Raw genomic sequence first — 21,514 nt, 5'->3', positions numbered from 1 at the left:
GCCTGCCGGATTGGGTCGCAAAAAGGACGATCCGGGACTTTTTCGGCCATATTGGGTCAATTTATACCCAAATTGAGCATTTGTAAAGCGGGCATAAAAATCTCAGCCGCCATCCCGGCAGACCGCAAGGTCGATTTCGAGGTGAGATGACGGCCTGTTGCATTACGATAAAATATGGAAACTCAGCGCTTTTTTAATGAAGCGGCCTGCTGCTTGTTATAGATTGCCCTAATTTCGGAAATGAAATTATGAGCATCCTTGCCCCAAATGGAAATAATAAAACCTGGGATTTGTTTTGTATCAATGTATAATGTTGAGAAAAAAATACACTCTGTTCCTTCTTCTGATTCATTTTTAGAAATCGGTCCAGAAAAATATAAAATTTGTATCATTTTCTTATCTTTATTATTCTTTTTATATATATTAACGCCTGTATCTGGCATAATAAGAGGTGGACCATAATGTCCAACCGGATCAAATATAATTTCAATATCTTTCATTAATGCAATTTTTTTAAGCTGTGTGATAAAAATTTTTTTGTTGGCTTGGTTTAAAATAACTGAGTTAGCATCAAAAATTTCAACAATTACATTACTATCTGATAAAATAGTACCAAGTTTTTTAAATATTTCGCTGGTTGGCATTTTTTTAATTACAGGCTTAGCTTGTGGCTCACCGCTATTTACAATATCAATATTATAGTTTGACAACTGAAAAATAAACATTATCATTATAATATAACATACAATTTTTAGATTTACAGTTTTTTTTCTCACAGTTCTCACCTTTTTGACTCATTCCATGCATTAATGCCTTGGCAATTCTTAAACTTCAACAATCAGGCTGCGGGCCATAAAGAAAAGCGTTTTTCCGTATTTCAATTACTTTGTTATCGTCATCTAAAACAATATTAATATGCATTGGAACAGATAGATGTCGATTTCCTAAAATATTATCATCTGCTGAATATTGCATGATATTTGACGGGGTATATTCAATTCCATCTGGATATCCCAATAGTTCAATAACTTCAGTTTTTTTCATTCCAATTTTTACGTATCTTAATTGATTTTGTATGTGCTCCCATCTTTCATTGGAAGATGTATCGCCTTCTTTATCTGTTTCAACAACATCTTGTTCTATAGTAAGGCCAAATTTTTTATCATCTTGTCTTGTCTTATTTGAATATTCATCGCAATAAGCAACCGAAACAATAACAGCAAAAATAGAAACAACAGTTAGATATACAATTGTTTTGGCTGTTTTCATTATGTTTCATCCAAATTGGAGTTTGAAACAATAATATTTTCCTTAACAATATGAAGTCGGCAAACAGCGCCATCCCCCTGGTAAGGAACCAGGGGGATGGCGCATAGTGGTCCATGTTTTTGATCACAACCCGGCTGGGAAAGCGCCGGGGCTTCCCCGTCTAGCCGCCTGCCGCGCCCAGGGCCTTTTTGGCCTCGAAGAGCGCCCGTTCCAGGGCCTGTTCCACGTCGGGCTTTATGTCGAACACAAAGCCCTGTTTCGAGCAGGCCCTCCGGGTTTCCCGTATCTCGTCCAAAAGCCTCTTGGGAATGGTCACCCGAAGTATAGTGGTCTTCTCGTCCTTGTTTTCGTCAGCTCGCCTTATCGCCATTTTTCTTTTCCTCCTTGATTACAAAATACAACGCCCGATCCTTTTTGTCAATATTTAATGCTCAAATATTTTGAGCATAAAAAAAGAGCATAAATTTTCTGCGCAAAAATTAATGTCAAAATATTTTGATTATTTTTCTTGACAAATAAATTTGCGTGTCTTATGGTCTTTCCAAAAGGGCGGAAAATTTGGCCCTTGAGAAAAACAACAAGGAGGAGCCGCCATGACACCGTGCAGAACCAGAAAAACAAGGTCCGCAGCAGCCGGAACCAGGTTCACCGCACAACCGGCGCTTTTTGTGAGGGATTTCACCTTGATGGACGCCACAGCGGGCAAGGAGATGGAATCATGGATGATCAATGCTGTGTGGTCGGGCGGAGTGCGGAGCCTGTGGAAAGCCCGTGGCGGAAAATGAACCGCTTCTTCGAAAGGATGGGCGGCATTTTCAAGGCTTCGGCTGACCTTGGCCAGGGGGTGGTGAATGGAATTGCGGGGGATTATCTCTCGGCCAGGAATAACGGCCTTTCCCAGAAAATGGCCTTTTACCACAAGGGCGAGCCCCTTTCCCTTTCGTGGCGCGGCGTCCGCGCGGCCCACCCGGACGCCGGGGAAAAGGTCGTTGTAATGGTTCATGGCCTCTGCTGCAACGAGGTCCTGTTCGGTTTTCCAGGCGAGCCGGAAACCGACTACGGAACGCTTCTTAAAAAAGATTTGGGATACACTCCCTTTTATTTGAGGTATAATACGGGTCTTCACATCTCGGAAAACGGCAGGGAGTTCAACCGCATGATGGAGGAGCTTTTCTCCGTCTGGCCCGGAAAAATCTCCGAGATCGTGCTGATAGGCCACAGCATGGGCGGGCTTATAATTCGAAGCGCCTGCCATTACGGAATCGAAAAGGGCTCGGCCTGGACCCGCGCCGTAAGCCGGGTTTTCTACCTGGGCTCGCCCCACCTGGGAGCCCCCCTGGAAAAAGTGGGCAACACCTTCACGTGGCTTTTAAAGGCCGTGCCCACCGCCTACACCTGGGTGGTTGCGGACCTCATCAACTTAAGAAGCGCCGCCATCAAGGATTTGCGCTTCGGATACGTGATAGACGAGGAGTGGAAGGGGCACGATCCTGACGAGCTTTTGAAGAACCGCCGCCAAAAGGCTGAGCTTTTGCCCCACGCCCGCCACTACACCGTGGCCGGGACCCTGAACCGCGACCCGGACCACCCGGTCACCAAGGCCATAGGCGACATTCTGGTGCGCATACCCAGCGCCGTGCCGCCTGCCTCCGGAGTCAAAAACGCCCCGGTTTTCGAGGCGGAAAACCAGGTGGTCTTTCCGGGCCTTCACCATTTCGCCCTGGCCGCCCACCCCAAGGTATATGAGCAGATAAAAGCCTGGTGCCTGGAAGAATCGAACCCCCAACCGTAAACACCATAAGGAGCAGCCATGAACCGCTTGAGAGGCTTGAAGGATTTGGTGATAGACGTTGTGAACAAGGGCGCGACCTCTGTTGAGGAAATCCACAAGGCCATCGCGAAGCTCCCCTTTTCGGCCCTGGAAAAAATCGAGCCCCTGGAGTCATCGGCCAAGTCTGCCGGGAAGCTCCAGGATCAGACCATAGGGGCCATCTACGACGTCATAAGAAAGGTCAACAACGAGGTGGACAAGATCGCCACGGAAATCCTGGACAAGGCCGAGGGCGTGGTGGAGGAGAAGGAAAACTACTGAGCAGGCCGGTTCGAGGTGTTAACGGGCAGGTGATGTCCGCGTCAAAAAAGCAGGGGCGGCCAGCCGGTCGCCCCTGTCTGCTTTTCCGCCCGATCGTTGCGCCCTGCCCTGATGTGTGGTAAAAAAATATCAACGGAACTGAACGTCAGTCTCCGATTCGGATTTTTGGGGCAAAATGATGACACCGATATCTTTTTAACCTGGCAGGGCAAAATGAAAAACTACTCGGCGATAATCGAGCGTTGCCCGCAAACAGGCCTCTATGTGGGTTTTGTGCCGGGATTTCCCGGCGCGCACGCCCAGGGGGAATCCCTGGATGAGCTGCGCCGCAACCTTCACGAAGTGATTTCAATGCTTCTCGAAGACGGCGAACCCGTGCTGGAATGCGAGTTTATCGGAGTTCAGAACGTGGTAATGGCATGACTCATGGGAACTGTTCCGATTCTCAAACCCCATGAAGTCATCGCCATCCTTCTAAGACTCGGCTTCACCGAAGTCCGCCAGAGGGGGTCGCACAAACAGTTCCGCGACTCCCAGGGACGCTCCACAACCGTTCCGTTTCACCAGGGCCGCGACATCTCCCCCATCCTGCTGCGCCAGATATCAAAAGACATCGGTATTGCACTGGATGAAATGCTCAAACACAAATAGTGTCCGATTGGAATTTCACAGCCGCTCCTGAAAGAAAACCGGATGATGGAAATCGTCAACGTAACCTGCACGGCCCATTCCAGGGGCGAGGAGACGCCGGTCTCCTTTTCCTTGGGGGGAGCAAGGCGCACGGTGGCTGAAATCCTGGATGCCTGGCTTGCGCCGGATCACCGCTACTTCAAGGTTCTCGCAGACGACGGGGGCCTTTACATTCTCCGCCACGACACCGGCTCCCAGGAATGGGAGCTCGTTTTCTACTCCCTGCCCGAAGCCTCGCCCAACCCGCCGGAAAACAGCCCTTCAGGCCGGTCCTAGGCCGCAAACGCGGCCCCATGCAAAATTTCCGCCTTCCGAAAATTCCGGCCCGCCTTGCCGAACGGGCAGATTATATGGTATGGTTTTCATTCGGTTTGATTGCGGATGATCCGAAAAAATCCGCCCCGTGAAATTTTCGCGCGGGGGGTCAACGGTAAAAAAGGGAGCCTTAAATGTCATCCATCCCCAAGGCAAGCGACGAAAAATACTGCACGGAATGTGGCGAGATAATCAAGGCCAGGGCCGAAATCTGCCCCAAGTGCGGGGTCCGGCAGTTTCCGCCGCCCTTCGGGGGCGGCCTGGGGCAAACGGCCCCCAACGGCAAAAACAGGCTGGCGGCGATACTCTTCGCCTTTTTTCTGGGCGTCATCGGCGCGCACAAGTTCTACCTGGGCCAGACCGGCTGGGGAATCCTCTACCTCGCCTTTTTCTGGACCGGGATTCCGGCTGTGGTGGGGATAATCGAAGCCATTCTGCTCCTGGTGATGAGCGAGGAGGATTTTATCGCGAAGTACGGAAACCTCTGACAGCCTGTCTAAAAACGCGAATCGACAGTGCCCTCGCTTCATCGCCAAAATTGAGACTGGCAGACAGGCTTTAAATCCAGCCTTTTTCAACGGGCTGCGGAAGGCCGGGCGGCGGCCTTTCAGGCGTCCTTGTCCGCAAGGTAATGCCCGCTTCTGCCGCCGCTTTTTTCCAGGAGCCTTATATCCGTTATCACCACGGCCCTGTCCACGGCCTTCACCATGTCGTAAAGGGTGAGAGCCGCCACAGCAACGGCGGTGAGGGCCTCCATCTCCACCCCGGTGGGGCCGGTGACCGTGGCCGTGGCCTCTATGCGCACAAGGCCGGTTGAAGGCTCCGGAAAAAATTCCACGCCCGCGTGGGTGATGGCCAAGGGATGGCACAGGGGGATCAGCTCGCCGGTTTTCTTGGCTGCCATGATCCCGGCGATTTTGGCGGTTTCCCAGACGCTTCCCTTTTTCACCCGGCCCTCCATTACAAGGGCCAAGGTCTCCGGCTTCATGCGCACCACGGCCCCGGCCCGGGCCGTGCGTACCGTGGGGGGCTTTTCCGTCACGTCCACCATGCTCACCCGGCCGTCGCCATCGGTGTGGGTCAGTCCGCCCCGCCCTTTTTCATCTTCCAAGGTCAGCTCCCCCCTGTGCAGCCGCCCTGCGCGGCCAGTTGTTCAACCTGGGCCAGGTCTTCCGGCGTGTTGACGTTTCTGAAGGACAGAAGAAGCGGGTCGATCCGCCTCAAGTCGTCCTCGGAAATCTGCTTCACCCGCACGCTGTTGTAAAAGCCCGTGAGCTTGAGCCTTCCCGCCGCAAGCCTCGCCGCAATCGGGTTGAGGCAGCGCTTTGAATAAAGGGCGCACAGGGGCTCGAACCCAAGACCGGTGCGGGGCACCACCACGTCGTCGTTCTCGTCGGCAGCGCCGCAGATGAGCCTTATCATTTCCGGGGAGACAAAGGGCGCGTCGCAGGGGGACACGAAAACGTGGGAGGTCTTCGCGTAAAAAAGCGCGGTATGAAGGCCGGAGAGGGACGAGAGCCCGCCTTCCACGTCGGAGAAAACGGCAAGATCGAGAAACATGAACGAGGCCACGTCATTGGCCGCCACGAAGACCTCGTCGAAAACACCGGCCAGGGCGTCAGCCACCCTGGAAACCATGGGGCGGCCGCCCACCGGGCAGAGGGCCTTGTTGACGCCTCCCATGCGGGAGGCTCCCCCGCCAGCCAGGATGGCCCCTGAAATTTTTTTCGCGTCCAAACCCAAAAACCCCTCTCTGGAAAAAGGCCGGGAAGAGGGCGCTTGCGCTTCCCCCGGCCCGGCCTTTTTCAGCTACCTTCTTTTTGAAGGTATTGCAAGAAAGAGTATCAGGGCCAGCACCACGAGGCTTAGGGCCGCCCTGCCCATGCACCTCGCGCCGATCTTAGGAAGCGCCTCCACGAAGCAGCCGCCTCCGCCTCCCGCATCGGTTTTCGGCTTGTCCTGGTCGGGCGCGGGCGCGGTTACGGTGCCAAGGCCGGAAGGATCGAGAACCATGCCGTTGGCGAGCCCGTCGGCGTCGTCGGCCCCGCCGTCCACGATGCTTATGGTGACCCTGGTGCGGGTGGCGTCGAAGACCGCCGCTCCCGTTGCCGCAAGGTTCTTCCAGCCCGCGCGCCCGTACTTGTACCAGCTTGCGTTGGCCGGGGCCGCGCTCGGAAGGATGATGACGAAACGAGCGGTTCCGCCCACCGTTGTCCTCATGCCGAGGCTTACGAGGCCGAAGGGGAAGGTTTCGGGACGCCCGGCGGTTGCCGCGATGCTGGCCGGGTCAACGGCGGCGAGAGCCACCAGCTCGCCCAGTTCCGCGTCGATGCCAAGGCCGCCGGAGCCGTCCCAGGTCTTGAAGGTGACGTCTGCCCCAGGATAATTCGCCTCGTTCAGGCCGTTGTCGCCCACTGTTACGGTTACGGTGTCGGTGGTGGCCGACTCGCAGCGGTCGGTATAGGTTCGGAGCGAGAACACGACGGACGTGGGCATGGAGACCTTGGGGGCCACGAAGGTTGCGGTTATGGCGCTCGCGTTGGAAAGCGCCACGACCGGCCCCGCCGTCTGGGTCCATTCGTACTGGAAGAAATCGTCCATTCGGCTGGTGTTAGGCCCGCCTATGGTGACGGTGCGGCCTTCCTCCATCACCGAGTCGATCCCGGCGTCGGACACCGGGAAGGGCTGGCCGCACACGGCAACCGGGTAGGCAGCCGTTATCCAGTCGTTCATGCCCGGAACCATGTTGTAGAGATTCGTGAAACCGTGGGCCGCAAGGAAGTTCACGGCCTGGGTGCTGCGCCCGCCCACCGCGCAGGTGACGAGGGTTTCGGCTGTGGGGTCCAGTTCGCCGTAATTGGCAATAAGATAACCGCTGGTCCATGGGAAATTGACCGCGCAGTAGATGTGTCCGCCTGCGGCGCAGAATTCGGTGGCGTTTTCCCGAACATCAACGATGACCAGATTCGGCCTGGTCTTCAAAAGGTCCAGGGCCTGGGCCGGGCTTACGTTGCCGGAAAAGGCGTACATCCCGCAATCCCAGTCCTGGTTCACGCCGTCCGTGGAAAGGGCCGCCGTATCGGTCTTTCCAAGGGCGGGGTCCGCGTCGGAATCGAGATCATCGACGTTGATGTCCTTGGGCGTGAACATGTACCCGGCGGGCGGGGTGAAACGGGCGTAATAATTGCCGGGCGAGGGGACCGCCATCTGGTAGAAGCCGCCGCCAGCCGTGGCTGCCTGGGCCGCCACCGCGTCGGTGGAGGCGTCGTAGAGCTTAACCGTCACGTTGTCGATACCAGTTTCTTCGGGGTCCTGGTAGCCGTCATGGTCGGGATCGTTCCACACGAAGCCCGACGCCGCCACCGTGAATCCGAGATCGTTCACGGTGACCTTTACCTCGTCCATGGCGTCGGCCCCGCACTTGGCGGAAACCTTTATCTCGAACACGAGGTCAGTGGCCCCGTTCACAAGGGGCGCGGTGAAGGTGGGGCTTTGGGCGTGGATGTTGGAAAGGCCGACCGCCGGCCCTGCCTTCTGGGTCCAGGTGTAAGCGGAAAAACCCGCCGTGGATGAGAGCGAGCCGTTTAAGGTGACCTGGGCCGCCTCGTTCACGCTCTGGTCGTCTCCTGCTGCGGCCACCGGGAAGGGGGCTCCGCAGGTGGTTACCGGATAGCCCCCGGATATCCAGGCGTTCATGCCGGGAACCGTGTTGTACAGGTTCGTGAAGCCCTTGGAGAGAAGGAAGTTCAGGGCCTGGGTGCTTCTGCCGCCAACGGCGCAGATGACCAGGGTTTCGGCGTTGGGGTCAAGCTCGGCGTAATGGGCCGCAAGGTAGCCGCTGGTCAAGGGGTAGTTTACGGCGCAGTGGATGTGCCCGCCTGCGGCGCAGAATTCCGTGTCCGCCTCGCGCACGTCGATCACCACGAGGTTCGGTTTCGCGTCGATGAGGTTTTTGGCCCCGGCGATGTCAACGTTATTGGGATAGAGGGAAAGACCGGCGTCAAGCGCCACCGAGCCGCCGTCAGCCGGAATGTTGGCCGAATCCGTCACGCCCGTGCCCCGGTCCGCGTCGGAATCCGTTTCGTCGCCGCCCTGGTTCTGAAGCGAGAACACGTAACCGGCAGGCGGGGTGAACTTCACGTACCAGTCAACGTCCTTTGTGACGTTGAAGTTGTAGGAACCGTCAGCCGCCGTGGTGGCGGAGCCGGTGAGGTTATTGTTGGAGGCCTCGTAGAGTTTCACAGTAACCCCGGCAAGGCCCGTTTCGCCGCCGCCGTCCTGGACGCCGTCGGTGTCAAGGTCGTTCCAGGCCTTTCCCGCAACCCTGCCCGAAAAGCCCACGTCGTAAACGATAACGGTGGCGGTGTCCTGGGCCGTCGGGCCGCACGCGGCCTCTATGAAAAGCCGGAAGGTGAGGGTCTGGTTGCCGGTCACAAGGGGCGCGGTGAATGAGGGCGTGAGCCCGTCAGCGCCGGTGAGGGTAACCGCAGGCCCGGATGTCTGGGTCCAGGATGTGGAATGGATGCCCTGGGTTGAGCTTCCGGCCCCGGAAAGATTCACCGGAGCCCCCTCGGTGACGGTAATGAAGCCTCCCGCCGCCGCCGCAGGCCAGACCTCGGCGCAGGCCTGGGTCCCGCCCGTCCAGGCGGCCATGCCGCCGCTCATTATGGTGACGTCGGTAAAGCCCTGGGATTTCAGCCATGCCGCCGCCATTGCGGCAAGGCTTCCGTCTGCGTCCACTATGAGTATGTCGTAGTCAAGGCCTATCCCGCCCATGCCAGCCTTGAGCGCCTCCGGCCAGGTGAGATTGAAGGCGCAATAGATATGGCCGCCGCAATAGGCCGGGTTGTCCCGAATGTCGATCACCACAGGAACCGGCCTGGCGCTGGTGGCGGAAAGGGCCTCGGCGGGAGTGAAGACCGACTCGAAGAGCCAGGTTCCCGCGTCGATGTCAAGGTCCGTTCCGTCAACGGTGAAGGCAAGGTCCGCGCTCTGGCCGGTGTCCGGGTTGGCGTCCGAATCGAGAGCGTCGTTGCCGCCCTGATCCATGGGCGAGAAAAGAATATTCGCGGGCCGCCCGAAAACCACGTAGTAGTTGCCGGAAACCGGCACGGACATTTCCCACAGGCCGTTCAAGTCGGTGGTGGTCTCGTTGGCGTAATCGCCGGTTCCCGACCGGTAGAGGGTAACGGTGACCCCGCTTAAGCCCGGCTCGCCCTCGTCCTGCACGCCGTCCTTGTCAAGGTCGTTCCACACTATGCCCTTGGCGTGGGCCGTGAAGCCGGTGTCCGTAACTGTTACGGTGACGTCCTTATGTTCCACCGACCCGCACATGGCGGTGACGGTGAGGCGGAAAACGAGGTTGGTTGGCGCGTCCACCCTTGGGGTTACGAATGAGGGAGAAAGGGTGTTGGCGTTGTTTATGGCGACAACTGGCCCGGAGACCTGCTCCCAAAGGTAACTTTTGATGGCGGCCTGGGTGGAGCCGGAACCGTTCAGCGTAATCAGGGTATCTTCGGTGATTACCCTGTCCGGGCCTGGATCGGCCACGGGGTAGGTGTCGGCGCAGGCAACGCTTGTTCCGGTCCAGGAGGACCAGGGGGCGGTCATGTTGGATACGTCGGTGAAGCCGTTTTCCACAAGATAGGCCGAGGCCCTGGTGGAGTCGATGCCGTCCACGCCCACGACCAGGGTTTTCGCCGCCTTGGTGAGCCCGGTGAAATTGAGCGACCCGGACGCCCAGGGGCGGTTGACGGCGCAGGGCGCGTGGCCCGCGCAATAGGATGAGTTGTCCCGGACGTCTATGACTACGAGTCCGTCGATGGTCTCGGTCATGGTCTTTGCCGTGGCCGCGCTCACGTTGCCCGGAAACTGGTATGTGCCGCAGTCGCGGTCGAGGTTGCCGGAAGCGTTCCAGGTGAAGTTCGCGGTGCGTGTGGTGGCCGGGTCCGCGTCGGAATCCGTCGCATCGTTCCCGCCCTGGTCCATGGGGGAAAAGAGCCAGCCCACGGTTTCGGGGAAAACGATGTAGTAGTCAGCCGCAGCCTTTCCGGTGAAGGAGAAGGCCCCGTTGGCGTCGGTGTTTGTCTCGCCCGCAAGGGAATCGTCCGAGACCTTCCTGAGCTTTACCGCAAGGCCGCTTCGACCAGTCTCGCCGCCGCCGTCCTGGATGCCGTCCTTGTCAAGGTCGTTCCAGACCGCGCCTGTTATGGCCGGAACCGTAAAATACGCGGTTACCGTTCCATTGCATGTTATATTGACAGTATGTGGATTATCAGCGGGAAGCGTATCAGGTTCGTAGGGATCCATCGCCCAGTGGGAAAACACGTATCCCGAATTTGCATACGCCTGAAAGCTGTAGTCGCCGCTTACGTTTAATGCAGGATAGCAGGGATAAGCCTGGCACGGCCCCCCTAATGGCCCTGGGGTGATCACAACAGCACCTGAATTGGCGGGGCTGACAATCACGGTCAGCAGATGGGGAGGCGCTCAGGCGTGAAGCGGCGTCGGCGTGAGGAAGGCGTCCACGGAAAACGCGGCCAGGGTGAACACCAATACAAAGGCGAGGGACACGGGAAGGGTGCGTTTCATGGCGCTTTTCACTCCTGGGTGCGTTGTAGTCGGCAGGCCGGGTTACATCTTGGGTGGCCTTGAAAAATTCGCCTCGCGGCGGATGTCAAATTTATAGGAACATCATACACCATAAAAAATGATAAAGGCAAACCCGACCTTTTTGATGGGAAAAGGCAAAAAGCCCGCAAAACCAGGGCAAAGGCAGGCGGGGCATACTCCGGCGGCCAGGAAGGGCCGAAAAAAAATCCTAAAAAAGACTCTGGCCCACGGCGGCGGACCTTAAGGAGAGGCCGCAGAGCCCGGCTGCGGTGACCCCAAGGTCGGCTATGCGGATATCATCCTGAAAGACTCCGGGCGAAACCAATGGAGAGCGGATGGCCGCCAGGATGGGAAGGGTCTCCACCGAGCCGTGCCCGCCCAGAAAGGGCAGGAAGGGCGGGGTCCATTTGGGAATCTTGAAGGCGATGTTCGCTATGGCCCCCGCGTAAACCGGAAGCTGCCAGCCGTTTCTGCAGAAAATGGCCAGATCGGGCCACAGAAGGCTTTTTTCCATGTCCTTTTCCAGCAGAAACTCGTGAAAAAGCTCGCCCGCCATGCACACTCCGGGAACCCCCGCCTTCATGCCCGCCCTGTCCAGCACCCGAAAGGGCTGTTCTGATTTTCCCGTAACGGGGTCCGTTATGGCGTAATCGGAAAGGACCTTTTTCACCCGTGCGGCGATTTCCTTTTTTTCCCGGAAGTATATCAGCCCGCACGAGCTCACCGTGAAAACGGCTGTGTAGGGCGCGACGTCCAGCCCGGCGTTTTTCAGAATGGCCAGGACGTCGGTGGCGTCCGGGGCGGAAACCTTGCGATGGGTTTCCATGGAATGATCGGAGAGCACCACCACGGTGGCGTCCTCCAGCACCCCCAGCTTGTTGAGGCCGTCCACCAGCCGCCCGAACTCGTGGTCCACGTCCCTCATGGCGTCCAGCACGGGCTCGCGCCAGACATCGGAGTTCCTTATGCTGGCGAGCCTGTAATCCTGGTTTTCCGGGCATCCCTTGGGGAGTTTGATATCCGCCGTGGGCGCGAATTCGGTCGGGTCCCAGGCCGCGCCAAGGCAGTGGCCCGCGTCGTCGGCCTGGCCAAGAAGCACGTAGCCCATGTCGGGCTTCTCGCGTTCGTACAGGGCCAGCGTCGCGTCCACCACCCATTCGTCGTGGGGAAAGCGTTCCGGGCGCTTTTCCATCACCCTGGAAAGCCCCTTTTTCTGGCCCGAAAGACGGCGGTTTATCATGGTCTGAAGGTCAAAGGCCTTGTTGTCCGGGGCGATAAGAAAGGGGCTGGGGGATTCCGGGTCGCAGTCAGCGTCCGAATCCGTGGCCGGGTCCGCGAAGCTGCCCTTTTTGGGGGGTGCGATAAAGCCCGGAAAGTTCATGGCGCTTATGGGCCAGTCAACCGCCGTGTCGAAATCCGGAGTAGAGCGGAACATGTCGCTTATCCAGAATTTTCCCGAAACCATTGCCGTTACCGAGTCCGGCCACCTTCTCTTGAACGCGGAAAAAAGGGTGTCCACCCTTTCCCCCCGATTGTCGCGGGCCATTGAAAGATGGAGGTTTCTAAGCGCGATTTTCCCGTTTGAATCCCAGCCCACGGGCTGGCAGTAAACCCCAAGAATCCCGGTGGACCCGGAATTCGCGCCGGAAAGGGCGTTCAAGTGGTTCATGTCCGTGGCCGAGGGAAGATAGCAGGCGGCCCTTGGGTAAAAGGCGGCGTCTTTGAGGAACCTGTTTACGTTGGGCATCAGAAAGTCGCCCTCCCGGCCTCCGGCGAAACCGCGCGCGTTCAAGTTGAGATAGGCCGGGTGCAGGGAATCGATGGCTATGAAGATGGCCCTGGGCTTCCCGCTCCGGGCGGCGGGGCTTTCAGGGACGGCGAATTTTTTGGAGTCCTTCGACAGGCCGCATCCGGCAAGAACCGCCGTGCCCGCCGCTGTGGCTGCCAGCTTGAGAAAGTCCCTGCGGTCCATGTCGGTTCCCGCTTTTCCGCTCTTTCCGTCTGCTTCGCCCTTCATGTCATCCCCCCGGCGTTTGAAATCCGTTCCCAGCATGGCATGGTTTTCCCTGGGAGCGCGGGCATCTTGCCCGCATTAAAGGCAAAAGCGGGCGGGACGCCCGCGCTCCCAGGGGAAAAGCCCCCAATTCATTTTTATGCAAGCTGAAGTTCCCGAAAGCCTGGATAAAAACGATGAAGCGCAAGGAAGACAAGCCGGGCGGGGAGGAATAGTACTTTTCGTACATTTCGACCCGCCCGGCGATGTCTGACACAGCGATTCGCGTTTTTAGACAGGCTTGTTAAGAACGTCAGCCACCGCTTGGGCGTGCCTGTCCGCCGCGCCCTGGTGGGCAAAAAGCGCCTTCCGGGCTTTCTGCCCCATGAGTTCCGCGTGGCGGGGATTCCTGCAAAGATCGAGGGCCGCAGAGGCCAGCTCCCCCGCGCTCTTCACCCTTATTCCGCCGCCGGTTTTTTCCAGAAGGCTTGCGGCCTCGGAAAAATCCTCGGTATGGGGTCCGAAGAGAACGGGCTTTGCCCAGGCAGCGGGCTCAAGCACGTTGTGGCCGCCCTTGGGAACGAGGCTCCCGCCCAGAAAGGCGAAGTCGCTTGCCCAGTAGAGGGAAAAGAGCGGCCCCATGCGGTCCACCAGGAGCGCCGGGGCCGAAAAGGGGCGTCCCGACGCTGAAAGATCGCTCAAGCGGTCAAAGGAAAGGCCGAAGGAGTGAAGCACCGACTCGACCGCAGAGGCGCGCTCCACGTGCCTTGGGGCCAGGATCAGCCGGGCGGCGGGGAACTCCGCAAGCATCCGGGAAAAGGCGAAGCAGGCGGCCTCCTCCTCGCCGGTACGGGTGCTTCCGGCCACGAAGACCGGGCCGCCCAAATCGCCAAGAAGCCTTTTCACGCCCTCGTCCGGGCCGCGCCGGGCCTTTTCGTCCAGGGCGTCGTACTTGGCGTTGCCGGAAATCCGTATTAGATTTTTGGGCGCGCCCATTTTTCTTATGCGGGCCGCGTCCTCGGCGGCGATCATGGAAAAGACGGACATCCTCTCAAAAACCGGGGCAAAGAGGGATTTTAGGGCCACGTAGCGTCCCACCGACCGGGCCGAGATGCGCCCGTTAACGAGGGCCACGGCGCAACCCCTTTTTGCGGCCTCCATTATCCAGTTGGGCCAAAGCTCGGTTTCGAGAAGTATGAGGGCGTGGGGATGAAATGAATCGAGGGCGTTTTTCACCGACCGGGGAAAATCCAGGGGCGCGGGCACCACCGTTGCGGCCCCCTCAAAAAGGGCCTCCGCCCTTTCAAAGCCGTGGGACGTGCCGGTGGAAACCACAAAGGCGGCCCTGGGAAACCTTAGCGCCAGGGCGTCGAAAAGGGGCCTTGCGGCCTCGGCCTCACCCACCGAGGATGCGTGGAGCCACAGGCGCGGCCCCGCAGTATCTGGAACGTAGACCTTCGGGTAGCGCCCGAACCGGCTTGCCGCCCCGCCGGGCGGCCCTTTCCCTGCCGCCGGGTACGCCGCAATGGACGCGGCCAGGGTAAGAGCCCGGTAGACGGACAAAAGGGAGGGCTGATGGCGCATGTTGTATTCCAGGTGATGCCTGACAGCCTGTCTAAAAACGCGAATTGCTGTGTCGTGCTTCAAAGCCAATTCCGCCACGTACTTTTAGTACGCTTGCTCATTGGCTTTTCGCACTCCTTGCACTTCATCGTTTTTAGACAGGCTTCATGTCCAGCCTTTTTCAACGGGCTGACGGAGCGGCTCTTGCGGAAAATTCACCTCTTGCGCACGGCGGAGGAAAAGCCGGCGGCGTCCAGGGCCTTCACCAGGCAGGAGGGCTCGTTTTCGGCAAGGTGGATGACCACGTCCTTGTCCGCGCCCGGCGCGTTGGTGATTATGTGGACGGTGGTCAGGCTCATGCCGCACGAAACCACGGCGGCCATGATTTTTTCCAGGGCCTCGGCCTCGCCGCCCTTTTCCACGTGAACGCGGCTTCCAGGCTCGCCGATGCCAAGGACCTTGTTGGCGATGCTGTAAAAAAAGTCGTTGGTGGTGGCTATTCCCACCACCTGCCCGTTTTTTCCGCCCTCCACCACCACCAGGGCCCCGACCCGGTTCTTCTGGGCGATGGCAAGGCCCTCCTCCACCGTCATCTCAGGCTCCACGGTGACCACGTTTTTTTCCATGATCCGGGCCACCGGGGTTTTTTCCAGGAGAAAGCCCACCTCCCAGAGAGTGAGGCTGGTGGCCTTTTCCGGGGAAATGTGCTCCAGGCGGTTTTCGGTGACCACGCCCATGAGCCGCCCCTTGTCCACCACCGGCAGGCGCTTGAACCTGTGGGCCTGCATCACCCGCTTTGCCTCGGAAAGCGACGTGTCGCTTGAAATTGTCACCACGTTCGCCGTCATGACGTCTTTTATGAACATAGGCCCTCCTTGCGAAACCGCACCGCTGTCAAAATTGATGGGGCGGCAACGGGCCGCCCGCGACTTTTTTCCTGTCTTCTGACTATACCCGGAATTTCGCCAGTCTCAAACCATTTTTTCGAGGGCGAACGCATTTGGGGCGGAGGGGGGCGGCTGGTTTTCCGGCGGGCCTAATACCGGAAAGCCGGATCACCTGTGGGCAAGGGCGTGGGCTATGGCGTCTTTGAGCTGCTTTATGTGGTAGGGCTTGCTGAGAAAGGCCTGGGGCCATTCGGGATGGTCCCCCATCATCACCCTGGCCTCGTCGTAGCCTGAAACCAGAATCACGGGGATTCCGGGGGAAAGCCTTCGCAGGGCGGCCATGGTCTCCCAGCCGTCCATTCCGGGCATGGTGAGGTCGCACAAAACCCAGCGGATGTCATCCATGTTCTGCTGGAAAAGCTCCAGCGCCTGCTGCCCGTTTCTGGCCTCCACCACCTCGTAATGAAGGCGCTTCAAAAGGTCGGAGGTCAGTTGACGCACAAGGTCGTCATCCTCCACCAGAAGCACTCTGCCTCCCTCGGATGCGCCGGTTGACACGGCGGCCCTTTCCGACTTGGTGGCAATCTCCTCGCCGGACAAGGGAAAATAGACCCGGAAAACGCTTCCCCTGCCGGGTTCGCTTTCCACTGTGACCGCCCCACGGTGCGCCCTGGCGATTCCCAGAACCACCGGAAGACCCAGGCCGCGCCCGGTGAACTTGCTGGAAAAGAAGGGATCGAAGAGGTTCGGGATGTCCTCGCGCTTTATGCCGGAGCCCGTGTCCGAAACCTCCAGGCAGGCGCAGGTGTCGTCGGAGGGCCGCCACTCGGCGGGAAAGCGGTGGGCAACTGGTATATCCATGCAGCGTACGTTTTTCACCGAAACCCTGACATGTCCCCTTCCATCGGGAAAGGATTCATGGCTGTTGGCCACCAGGTTGGCGACAATCTGCTCTATCTGGCCCGGATTGGCGTTCAAGACGGGGCCGGGCGATGGCAGGTCGGCTTCCAGGACCGTGTCCCTGGGAATGGATTCCGCCAGAAAGGCCAGGGTTCTTTTGCACAGGTCGGAAATGTCCACCGGCTCGCGCCGGGCCGGGGTCTGGCCCAGGTAGGTGAGCATGAGCCTTGATAGCTCCGCCGCCTTGCGGGCGGCATCCAGCGCGTCGGACAGGCTTTCGGCGGGGCTGGAGTTTTTCGGCAGATCCAGAAGCGCCACTTCCAGGTTTCCGGTGACCGCCATCAGGTGGTTGTTGAACCGGTGGGCAATGGCCCCGGCCATGCGGCCAAGGCTTTCGGCCTTGCTGATCTGGGCGCTTATGGCCTCCTGCGCGGCCTTTTCCTCTTCCAAAAGTTTGGCCTGGGTCACGTCGGAGAGGATGCAGTGGGTCTTGCTGAAAGCGCCGTCCGGCGTTGTGGCCACGCTGCCTTCAAAGGATATTGCGCGCACGCTTCCGTCCTTGTGGAGCATCCGGAACTCCGAATGAATCCTCCCCTTTTCCTTCAAGAGCGGAAAGCGTTCCCGGAATGCCGCCACCTGTTCGGGAACCAGGAAATCCCCGAACCACCTTCCCACGACCTCCTCGCGGGCATAGCCCATGATGTCCAGCCAGGTGTCGTTGATCTCCAGGAAGCGGCCCTCGGCGTCCAGGGACTGGTAGCCCAATGGTGCGCGCTGGAAAAGGTCCCGGAAATGCTCCTCGCTCTGGCGGAGGGCCAGAAGGGCCTGCTTGCGCTCGGTAACGTCCGTGGCTATGTGGATGATCTTGTCGAGGTTTCCGTCACCGTCGTAAACCGGGGTGCAGGAGACCAGGAACCATCGGTTCAGAACCTCAACCTCCATTTCCTCGATTTCCAGCCGCCCGGTGCGCCTCATCCTGGTGAGGGGGCAGTTGGCCGGAGGCGAGTCTGACATGTGAAGCACCTCGTAACACTTCATGCCGCAGAGCTCTTTTGCGGAAAGGCCGGTTATGCGGGTCGCGGCCCTGTTCGCATCGAGGATGTTGTGCTCCTTGTCCAGTATGAGGGTAAGGTGCCCTATGGCCTGGAAAATGTCCTCCCAGTCCCTTTTGGCCCTCAGGGCCTCCTCCCTGGCCTTTTTCAGCGAGGTGACGTCGCTTATGAAGCCCTCCAGGGCCTCCACTTCGCCGTCCGGGCCCATGAGCGCGCAGCCCCGCTCCCACACCCATTTCGTTTTGCCGTTAGCGGTGACGATCCTGTATTCCAGGGTGAAGGGCGAGGCTTCGTCCAGCGCGGCTACAACCTCGTCCCAAACCATTTGACGGTCGTCCGGGTGGATGATGGAAGCGTAGGATATGCGCCTGTTGAAAAGAAGGTCTTCAGGCGCGTAGCCTGTAAGGGCGGCGGCTCCTTCGGACACGAACTGCATGGTCCAGTCCGCGTCCATGTTGCACCGGTAGGCCATGCCCGGAAGGTTGCCGATGAGGGTTGAAAGCCTGCGCTCGCTATGGCGGAGCGCCTCCTCGGCCCGGCGCTCCTCGGTCTGGTCCCTGAAAACCAGGACAACCCCCGAAACCCTGCCGTCCGTTCCCCTTATGGGCGCGCCGGAATCGGCTATGGGATACTCGGTTCCGTTTCTGGCCAAAAGAAGGGTGTGGTTGGCAAGCCCCACCACCCGCCCTTCGGCGAGAACCTTCCGGGCCGGGTTTTCCACCTTTTCGCGGGACTTTTCGTTGACTATGGCGAAGACCTCATCCAGGGCCCTGCCCCTTGCCTCGGCCTCGGTCCATCCCGTGAGGCGCTCGGCCACAGGGTTCATGCGCGTGACCCGGTTATGGCCGTCGGTGGAGATCACCGCGTCGCCGATGCTGTAAAGGGTTGCGCCCAACTCCTCCCTGCCGGCCTGCATGGCCTTGAAAAAACTGTCGCGCTCCATGCCGTTGGAAAGAATCCTGCCTATGGCCACGGTGGCCAAAGGATAGGTCAGCATGATGGCGAGCCCCAGGCGGTTCAGCGTTTCAAACGCCTCCTTGAGGGGCAGGGCGAACATCAGGAGGAGCATGGCCAGATGGACTATGAGGCCGAACTCGAAGATCTGAAGGGTGGACAAGTGCCCGCCCTGGCGGATGCGCCTGCCGTGATAGATGTTTCCCAATACCGCAGAGGACGCTATGACCAGAACCCCCATGTAAACGCCCACTCCGCCAAGGAGAACCCGGCAGGTGAAGGCCATGGCGCTGGCCACTGTCACGGCGAGAGGCCCGAAAAAAAGGCCGCACAGGCTAATCATGACGCTTCTGCCGTCAAAGATGAGGCCCGGCCCAAGCACCAGCGGCTCCAGCATCCCGATGACAGCCGCCCCTCCGAAGACCAGCCCCTGCAAGAGCGCAGCCGTGACGCCGGTTTTCCATCGCTGGCCGATGAATTCCGAAATCACGCTCAAAGCCACGAGCAGAGAAAGGTTGCTTATGAGGGCAATGACCACCATGGCCGTAACCTTTGATATCGTAAGGAATTATGATACACGGATAATCAGGGCCGAAAGGAAAAAGCACTGCCCTGTAAACGCAGTCTTGGCCGGAGAATGAGGGATAAGGGCTGGCCCATGCCGAGGAAGCAAGGTTTGACGGCGTCGTACAAAATACGGACGGAGATTATGCAACTTTCACACTATTCGGGTGTTACAATACCATGTAACAACACCTTGGGTCAAGGGGCATTTTTTGTAAATTTTTTAAGTAAATTAGCAGGTTGTACCAGGAACGGACAGTTGGCGGCGGCCAAGACCGCAGAGCCTCTTTTCGCAAGGGGCTTCAATGGAAGGCTTGGGGGAGGCCGCGAGAGGTTTTCCCCTGTATTTGGGCGCGGGGGGCCTTAAAAAGCCGCGCAGCGATCCCTGGCGGCGCGGCTTTTTGAGGGCTTGTCAGTTTTTTTCAACGGCTTTTTCGCCATCCGTTCCCGGCGCTTTTTTTTCAGGGCCCGCCAACTGGCAGGAATCGCGCATTCAGGTGGAGACGCCCATTTTGGGCAGAAGGTAAAGCTGCAGAAAAAGATACGCGGCAATGAAGCCGCCCACCAGAATCAGCTCCAGCATTTTTTTCCCCTCCCTGTAACGAGGCCGGCCCGAAAGGGGCGCGGCTTCTCAGTTTTATAATATTAAGAGCAGGGTTTAATTCCATCTTTCTCACTCCCAAAAACAGCGGAGGATCAGGCTTACGGCATTTCGCCCTTCGGACAGGTTTCCTTAAAAACGGAAAAGAACCATGCTTCGCTTAATATAGTAACGCTCGCGGCGCCGGTCAAGCGGCGGCAAAAGGCCGGTTTCGCCCGGATGGACGGGGCCTTCCAGGTTCACAGGAATTATTGTCGGGGTTTTTCCGGGAAGAAGGTTGACAACATGGGAAATATTATAGGATACATTGAGAATGGTATGACCTCTCTTTGCGCGGGTTCCGGCGTTCGCGTGTCCGGCAACCATCCAAGCCCCCCGTAACATGCGATGCCGAAACGCCAAGTACAGCCCGCAGCAGGGCTGTTTCCGATAATAATACATTTTGCCGTGGCGCTTCCGGCGCACGGTTCAGGATTTTCCCATGACAGATGAGGACGTGAACGATTTCGATCCCGCGTGGCAGCGGGGCCCCATGCCCGGCTTTCTCACCCGGAAGACCTTCGATGATTTCAGCCTTCCAAAGGAGGTGGCCCAGGGCATAACGGACGCAGGCTTCGTGAACTTGAGCCCCATCCAGGCCCTTGTCATCCCCGTGGCCCTCACAGGCAAGGACGTGGCGGGCCAGGCCCAGACAGGAACCGGAAAAACAGCGGCCTTCCTTGTTCCTCTCTTCACGCGCCTTATGTCCGAACCCAAGATCGAAGGCGGCGGCCCCTCGGCCCTCGTTGTGGCCCCCACCCGCGAGCTTGCCCTTCAGATACTCGCCGATGCGCAGCTGCTTGGCGCGCACACCGGCTTTTCCTCCTGCGCCGTTGTGGGCGGCATGGATTACGCCAAACAGGCCGGCGAGCTGAAAAAGGGCGTGGACATCGTAATCGGCACTCCGGGGCGCCTGATCGACTATTTCAAGCAGAAAATCTTTCTCACAAAAGACATAAAAATCGCGGTGATAGACGAGGCGGACAGACTTTTAGACCTTGGTTTCGCCAAGGACATGCGCTATATTCTGAAAAACCTCCCCCCCTACAACCGACGCCAGACCATGCTTTTTTCCGCCACCTTGAGCTACCGGGTGCTGGAACTGACATACGAATACATGAACTGCCCGGAGTTTCTGGACGCCCCCGAAGCCACGGTCCTGGTGGCCGGTGTCGAAGAGAGCCTTTTCCACGTGGGGGTGGACGAAAAATTCTCCCTTCTTCTGGGGCTTTTGAGGCGCGAGGACTGGACACGGGCCATCATCTTCGCCAACATGAAGGGCACTGTGGAGGAGGTTGCAAGGCGTCTTTCCGAAAACGGCTTTCCGGCGGAAGGCATAACCGGCGACCTTGTGCAGAAAAAGCGGCTGGCGCTCATGCAAGCCTTTAAAAACGGCGAGCTTTCCATCCTGGTGGCAACCGACGTGGCCTCACGGGGCATCCACGTGGAGGACATAAGCCACGTCATCAACTACGACGTACCCCAGGACCCTGAAAACTACATCCACAGAATAGGCCGCACGGCCCGCGCGGGCAAGACCGGAAAAGCCATAACCCTTGCCTGCGACCGCACGGTTTTCTACCTGGAAGGCCTGGAAAGCTCCCTTGGCCACAAGATTCCGGTATGCTGGCCCGAACCCGACTGGTACGGCGAGGACCTCTCCAAGCCGGGGCGTCCTTATCGCAAGAAGGATTCCGGGCCGTCAAGGCCGGGCGGAAGGGGAAGCCAGGGAGCGGACAGGGGCAGGAGCCGAAGGCCCCTTTCGGGCAAAAGGCCGGAGAGACCGGCTTCCGGCGCCGTTGCCCCCAAGCCCAGGGCCGAAAGCGAACCGCGCCCGGCTACTCCCTCGCCCGACGCGCCGGGAGCCGATTCCAGGCCAAAAAGAAGGCGGCGCAGAAAAACCGGCGGGAATCCTTCGGGAAATCCCTCCCCCGCACCCTCCGACAACCAGCCGTCCTGACCGATATCCGGAAAACGGATTCA

The 21,514-nt window shown here is 58.5% G+C and carries 18 protein-coding genes; 8 read left to right on the top strand and 10 right to left on the bottom strand.

The window, feature by feature from the left end; translation table 11 throughout:
• Positions 1-182 precede the first annotated feature (182 nt).
• From HZB23_00435 to HZB23_00425, 3 genes are all read right to left on the bottom strand, one after another.
• A complete protein-coding gene (locus HZB23_00435) occupies positions 183-776 on the bottom strand; it encodes a hypothetical protein (GenBank protein ID MBI5843117.1) in 594 nt (197 codons plus the stop codon).
• 55 nt (positions 777-831) lie between these two features.
• Positions 832-1,269 (bottom strand): hypothetical protein, encoded by a 438-nt coding sequence (locus tag HZB23_00430; protein MBI5843116.1) that lies wholly within the window; start codon positions 1,267-1,269, stop codon positions 832-834.
• A 160-nt stretch (positions 1,270-1,429) separates the two neighbouring features.
• On the bottom strand, positions 1,430-1,639 hold the full coding sequence (locus tag HZB23_00425; GenBank protein ID MBI5843115.1) for a hypothetical protein: 210 nt from the start codon (positions 1,637-1,639) through the stop codon (positions 1,430-1,432).
• A gap of 223 nt (positions 1,640-1,862) precedes the next feature.
• Here HZB23_00425 and HZB23_00420 point away from each other — a divergent pair, with 223 nt between their 5' ends.
• From HZB23_00420 to HZB23_00390, 7 genes are all read left to right on the top strand, one after another.
• Positions 1,863-2,054: a hypothetical protein gene (locus tag HZB23_00420; GenBank protein ID MBI5843114.1), complete on the top strand. Its 192-nt coding sequence runs from the start codon at positions 1,863-1,865 to the stop codon at positions 2,052-2,054.
• Positions 2,051-3,061: an alpha/beta hydrolase gene (locus HZB23_00415; GenBank protein MBI5843113.1), complete on the top strand. Its 1,011-nt coding sequence runs from the start codon at positions 2,051-2,053 to the stop codon at positions 3,059-3,061. The genes HZB23_00420 and HZB23_00415 overlap by 4 nt, the downstream gene beginning before the upstream one ends.
• A gap of 18 nt (positions 3,062-3,079) precedes the next feature.
• Positions 3,080-3,361, top strand: coding sequence for a hypothetical protein (locus tag HZB23_00410; GenBank protein ID MBI5843112.1), 282 nt, complete (start codon positions 3,080-3,082; stop codon positions 3,359-3,361).
• A gap of 213 nt (positions 3,362-3,574) precedes the next feature.
• Positions 3,575-3,784 carry a type II toxin-antitoxin system HicB family antitoxin gene (locus HZB23_00405; protein MBI5843111.1) on the top strand — a complete coding sequence of 70 codons (210 nt, stop codon included), beginning with the start codon at positions 3,575-3,577 and terminating at the stop codon, positions 3,782-3,784.
• A 3-nt stretch (positions 3,785-3,787) separates the two neighbouring features.
• Positions 3,788-4,012: a type II toxin-antitoxin system HicA family toxin gene (locus HZB23_00400; protein MBI5843110.1), complete on the top strand. Its 225-nt coding sequence runs from the start codon at positions 3,788-3,790 to the stop codon at positions 4,010-4,012.
• Positions 4,013-4,057: 45 nt separating this feature from the next.
• Positions 4,058-4,327: a hypothetical protein gene (locus tag HZB23_00395; protein MBI5843109.1), complete on the top strand. Its 270-nt coding sequence runs from the start codon at positions 4,058-4,060 to the stop codon at positions 4,325-4,327.
• 173 nt (positions 4,328-4,500) lie between these two features.
• A complete protein-coding gene (locus tag HZB23_00390; GenBank protein MBI5843108.1) occupies positions 4,501-4,854 on the top strand; it encodes an NINE protein in 354 nt (117 codons plus the stop codon).
• 119 nt (positions 4,855-4,973) lie between these two features.
• Here the strand turns inward: HZB23_00390 and moaC are convergent, their stop codons facing one another.
• From moaC to HZB23_00355, 7 genes are all read right to left on the bottom strand, one after another.
• Positions 4,974-5,417 carry a cyclic pyranopterin monophosphate synthase MoaC gene (moaC, locus tag HZB23_00385; protein ID MBI5843107.1) on the bottom strand — a complete coding sequence of 148 codons (444 nt, stop codon included), beginning with the start codon at positions 5,415-5,417 and terminating at the stop codon, positions 4,974-4,976.
• 62 nt (positions 5,418-5,479) lie between these two features.
• Complete coding sequence (locus HZB23_00380) at positions 5,480-6,103, bottom strand: molybdenum cofactor guanylyltransferase (GenBank protein MBI5843106.1); 624 nt, start codon at positions 6,101-6,103, stop codon at positions 5,480-5,482.
• Positions 6,104-6,175: 72 nt separating this feature from the next.
• On the bottom strand, positions 6,176-10,675 hold the full coding sequence (locus tag HZB23_00375; GenBank protein MBI5843105.1) for a hypothetical protein: 4,500 nt from the start codon (positions 10,673-10,675) through the stop codon (positions 6,176-6,178).
• A gap of 511 nt (positions 10,676-11,186) precedes the next feature.
• A complete protein-coding gene (locus HZB23_00370) occupies positions 11,187-13,031 on the bottom strand; it encodes an alkaline phosphatase family protein (GenBank protein MBI5843104.1) in 1,845 nt (614 codons plus the stop codon).
• Positions 13,032-13,262: 231 nt separating this feature from the next.
• The gene (locus tag HZB23_00365; GenBank protein MBI5843103.1) at positions 13,263-14,555 is read right to left on the bottom strand and encodes a 3-deoxy-D-manno-octulosonic acid transferase; all 1,293 of its coding nucleotides are present in this window, start codon (positions 14,553-14,555) and stop codon (positions 13,263-13,265) included.
• 194 nt (positions 14,556-14,749) lie between these two features.
• Positions 14,750-15,400 (bottom strand): CBS domain-containing protein, encoded by a 651-nt coding sequence (locus HZB23_00360; protein ID MBI5843102.1) that lies wholly within the window; start codon positions 15,398-15,400, stop codon positions 14,750-14,752.
• 189 nt (positions 15,401-15,589) lie between these two features.
• Positions 15,590-18,868 carry a PAS domain S-box protein gene (locus HZB23_00355; GenBank protein MBI5843101.1) on the bottom strand — a complete coding sequence of 1,093 codons (3,279 nt, stop codon included), beginning with the start codon at positions 18,866-18,868 and terminating at the stop codon, positions 15,590-15,592.
• Positions 18,869-19,973: 1,105 nt separating this feature from the next.
• On the opposite strand from HZB23_00355, the gene HZB23_00350 reads away from it, so the two are divergent.
• A complete protein-coding gene (locus tag HZB23_00350; GenBank protein MBI5843100.1) occupies positions 19,974-21,491 on the top strand; it encodes a DEAD/DEAH box helicase in 1,518 nt (505 codons plus the stop codon).
• Positions 21,492-21,514 lie beyond the last annotated feature (23 nt).

It is taken from the genome of Deltaproteobacteria bacterium (genome assembly GCA_016235345.1).
Lineage (GTDB): Bacteria > Desulfobacterota > Desulfobacteria > Desulfobacterales > Desulfatibacillaceae > JACRLG01.
The sequence above is the reverse complement of the archived record's forward strand: the minus strand, read 5'-3'. Positions and strand labels throughout refer to the sequence as shown.

Excerpts from the sequence above, each read along its gene's own strand:
- HZB23_00430 (MBI5843116.1), bottom strand. The coding sequence starts at position 1,269 with ATGAAAACAGCCAAAACAATTGTATATCTAACTGTTGTTTCTATTTTT.
- HZB23_00425 (MBI5843115.1), bottom strand. The coding sequence starts at position 1,639 with ATGGCGATAAGGCGAGCTGACGAAAACAAGGACGAGAAGACCACTATA.
- HZB23_00420 (MBI5843114.1), top strand. The coding sequence starts at position 1,863 with ATGACACCGTGCAGAACCAGAAAAACAAGGTCCGCAGCAGCCGGAACC.
- HZB23_00415 (MBI5843113.1), top strand. The coding sequence starts at position 2,051 with ATGAACCGCTTCTTCGAAAGGATGGGCGGCATTTTCAAGGCTTCGGCT.
- HZB23_00410 (MBI5843112.1), top strand. The coding sequence starts at position 3,080 with ATGAACCGCTTGAGAGGCTTGAAGGATTTGGTGATAGACGTTGTGAAC.
- HZB23_00405 (MBI5843111.1), top strand. The coding sequence starts at position 3,575 with ATGAAAAACTACTCGGCGATAATCGAGCGTTGCCCGCAAACAGGCCTC.
- HZB23_00400 (MBI5843110.1), top strand. The coding sequence starts at position 3,788 with ATGGGAACTGTTCCGATTCTCAAACCCCATGAAGTCATCGCCATCCTT.
- HZB23_00395 (MBI5843109.1), top strand. The coding sequence starts at position 4,058 with ATGGAAATCGTCAACGTAACCTGCACGGCCCATTCCAGGGGCGAGGAG.
- HZB23_00390 (MBI5843108.1), top strand. The coding sequence starts at position 4,501 with ATGTCATCCATCCCCAAGGCAAGCGACGAAAAATACTGCACGGAATGT.
- moaC (MBI5843107.1), bottom strand. The coding sequence starts at position 5,417 with ATGGTGGACGTGACGGAAAAGCCCCCCACGGTACGCACGGCCCGGGCC.
- HZB23_00375 (MBI5843105.1), bottom strand. The coding sequence starts at position 10,675 with ATGGATCCCTACGAACCTGATACGCTTCCCGCTGATAATCCACATACT.
- HZB23_00370 (MBI5843104.1), bottom strand. The coding sequence starts at position 13,031 with ATGCTGGGAACGGATTTCAAACGCCGGGGGGATGACATGAAGGGCGAA.
- HZB23_00365 (MBI5843103.1), bottom strand. The coding sequence starts at position 14,555 with ATGCGCCATCAGCCCTCCCTTTTGTCCGTCTACCGGGCTCTTACCCTG.
- HZB23_00360 (MBI5843102.1), bottom strand. The coding sequence starts at position 15,400 with ATGTTCATAAAAGACGTCATGACGGCGAACGTGGTGACAATTTCAAGC.
- HZB23_00355 (MBI5843101.1), bottom strand. The coding sequence starts at position 18,868 with ATGGTGGTCATTGCCCTCATAAGCAACCTTTCTCTGCTCGTGGCTTTG.
- HZB23_00350 (MBI5843100.1), top strand. The coding sequence starts at position 19,974 with ATGACAGATGAGGACGTGAACGATTTCGATCCCGCGTGGCAGCGGGGC.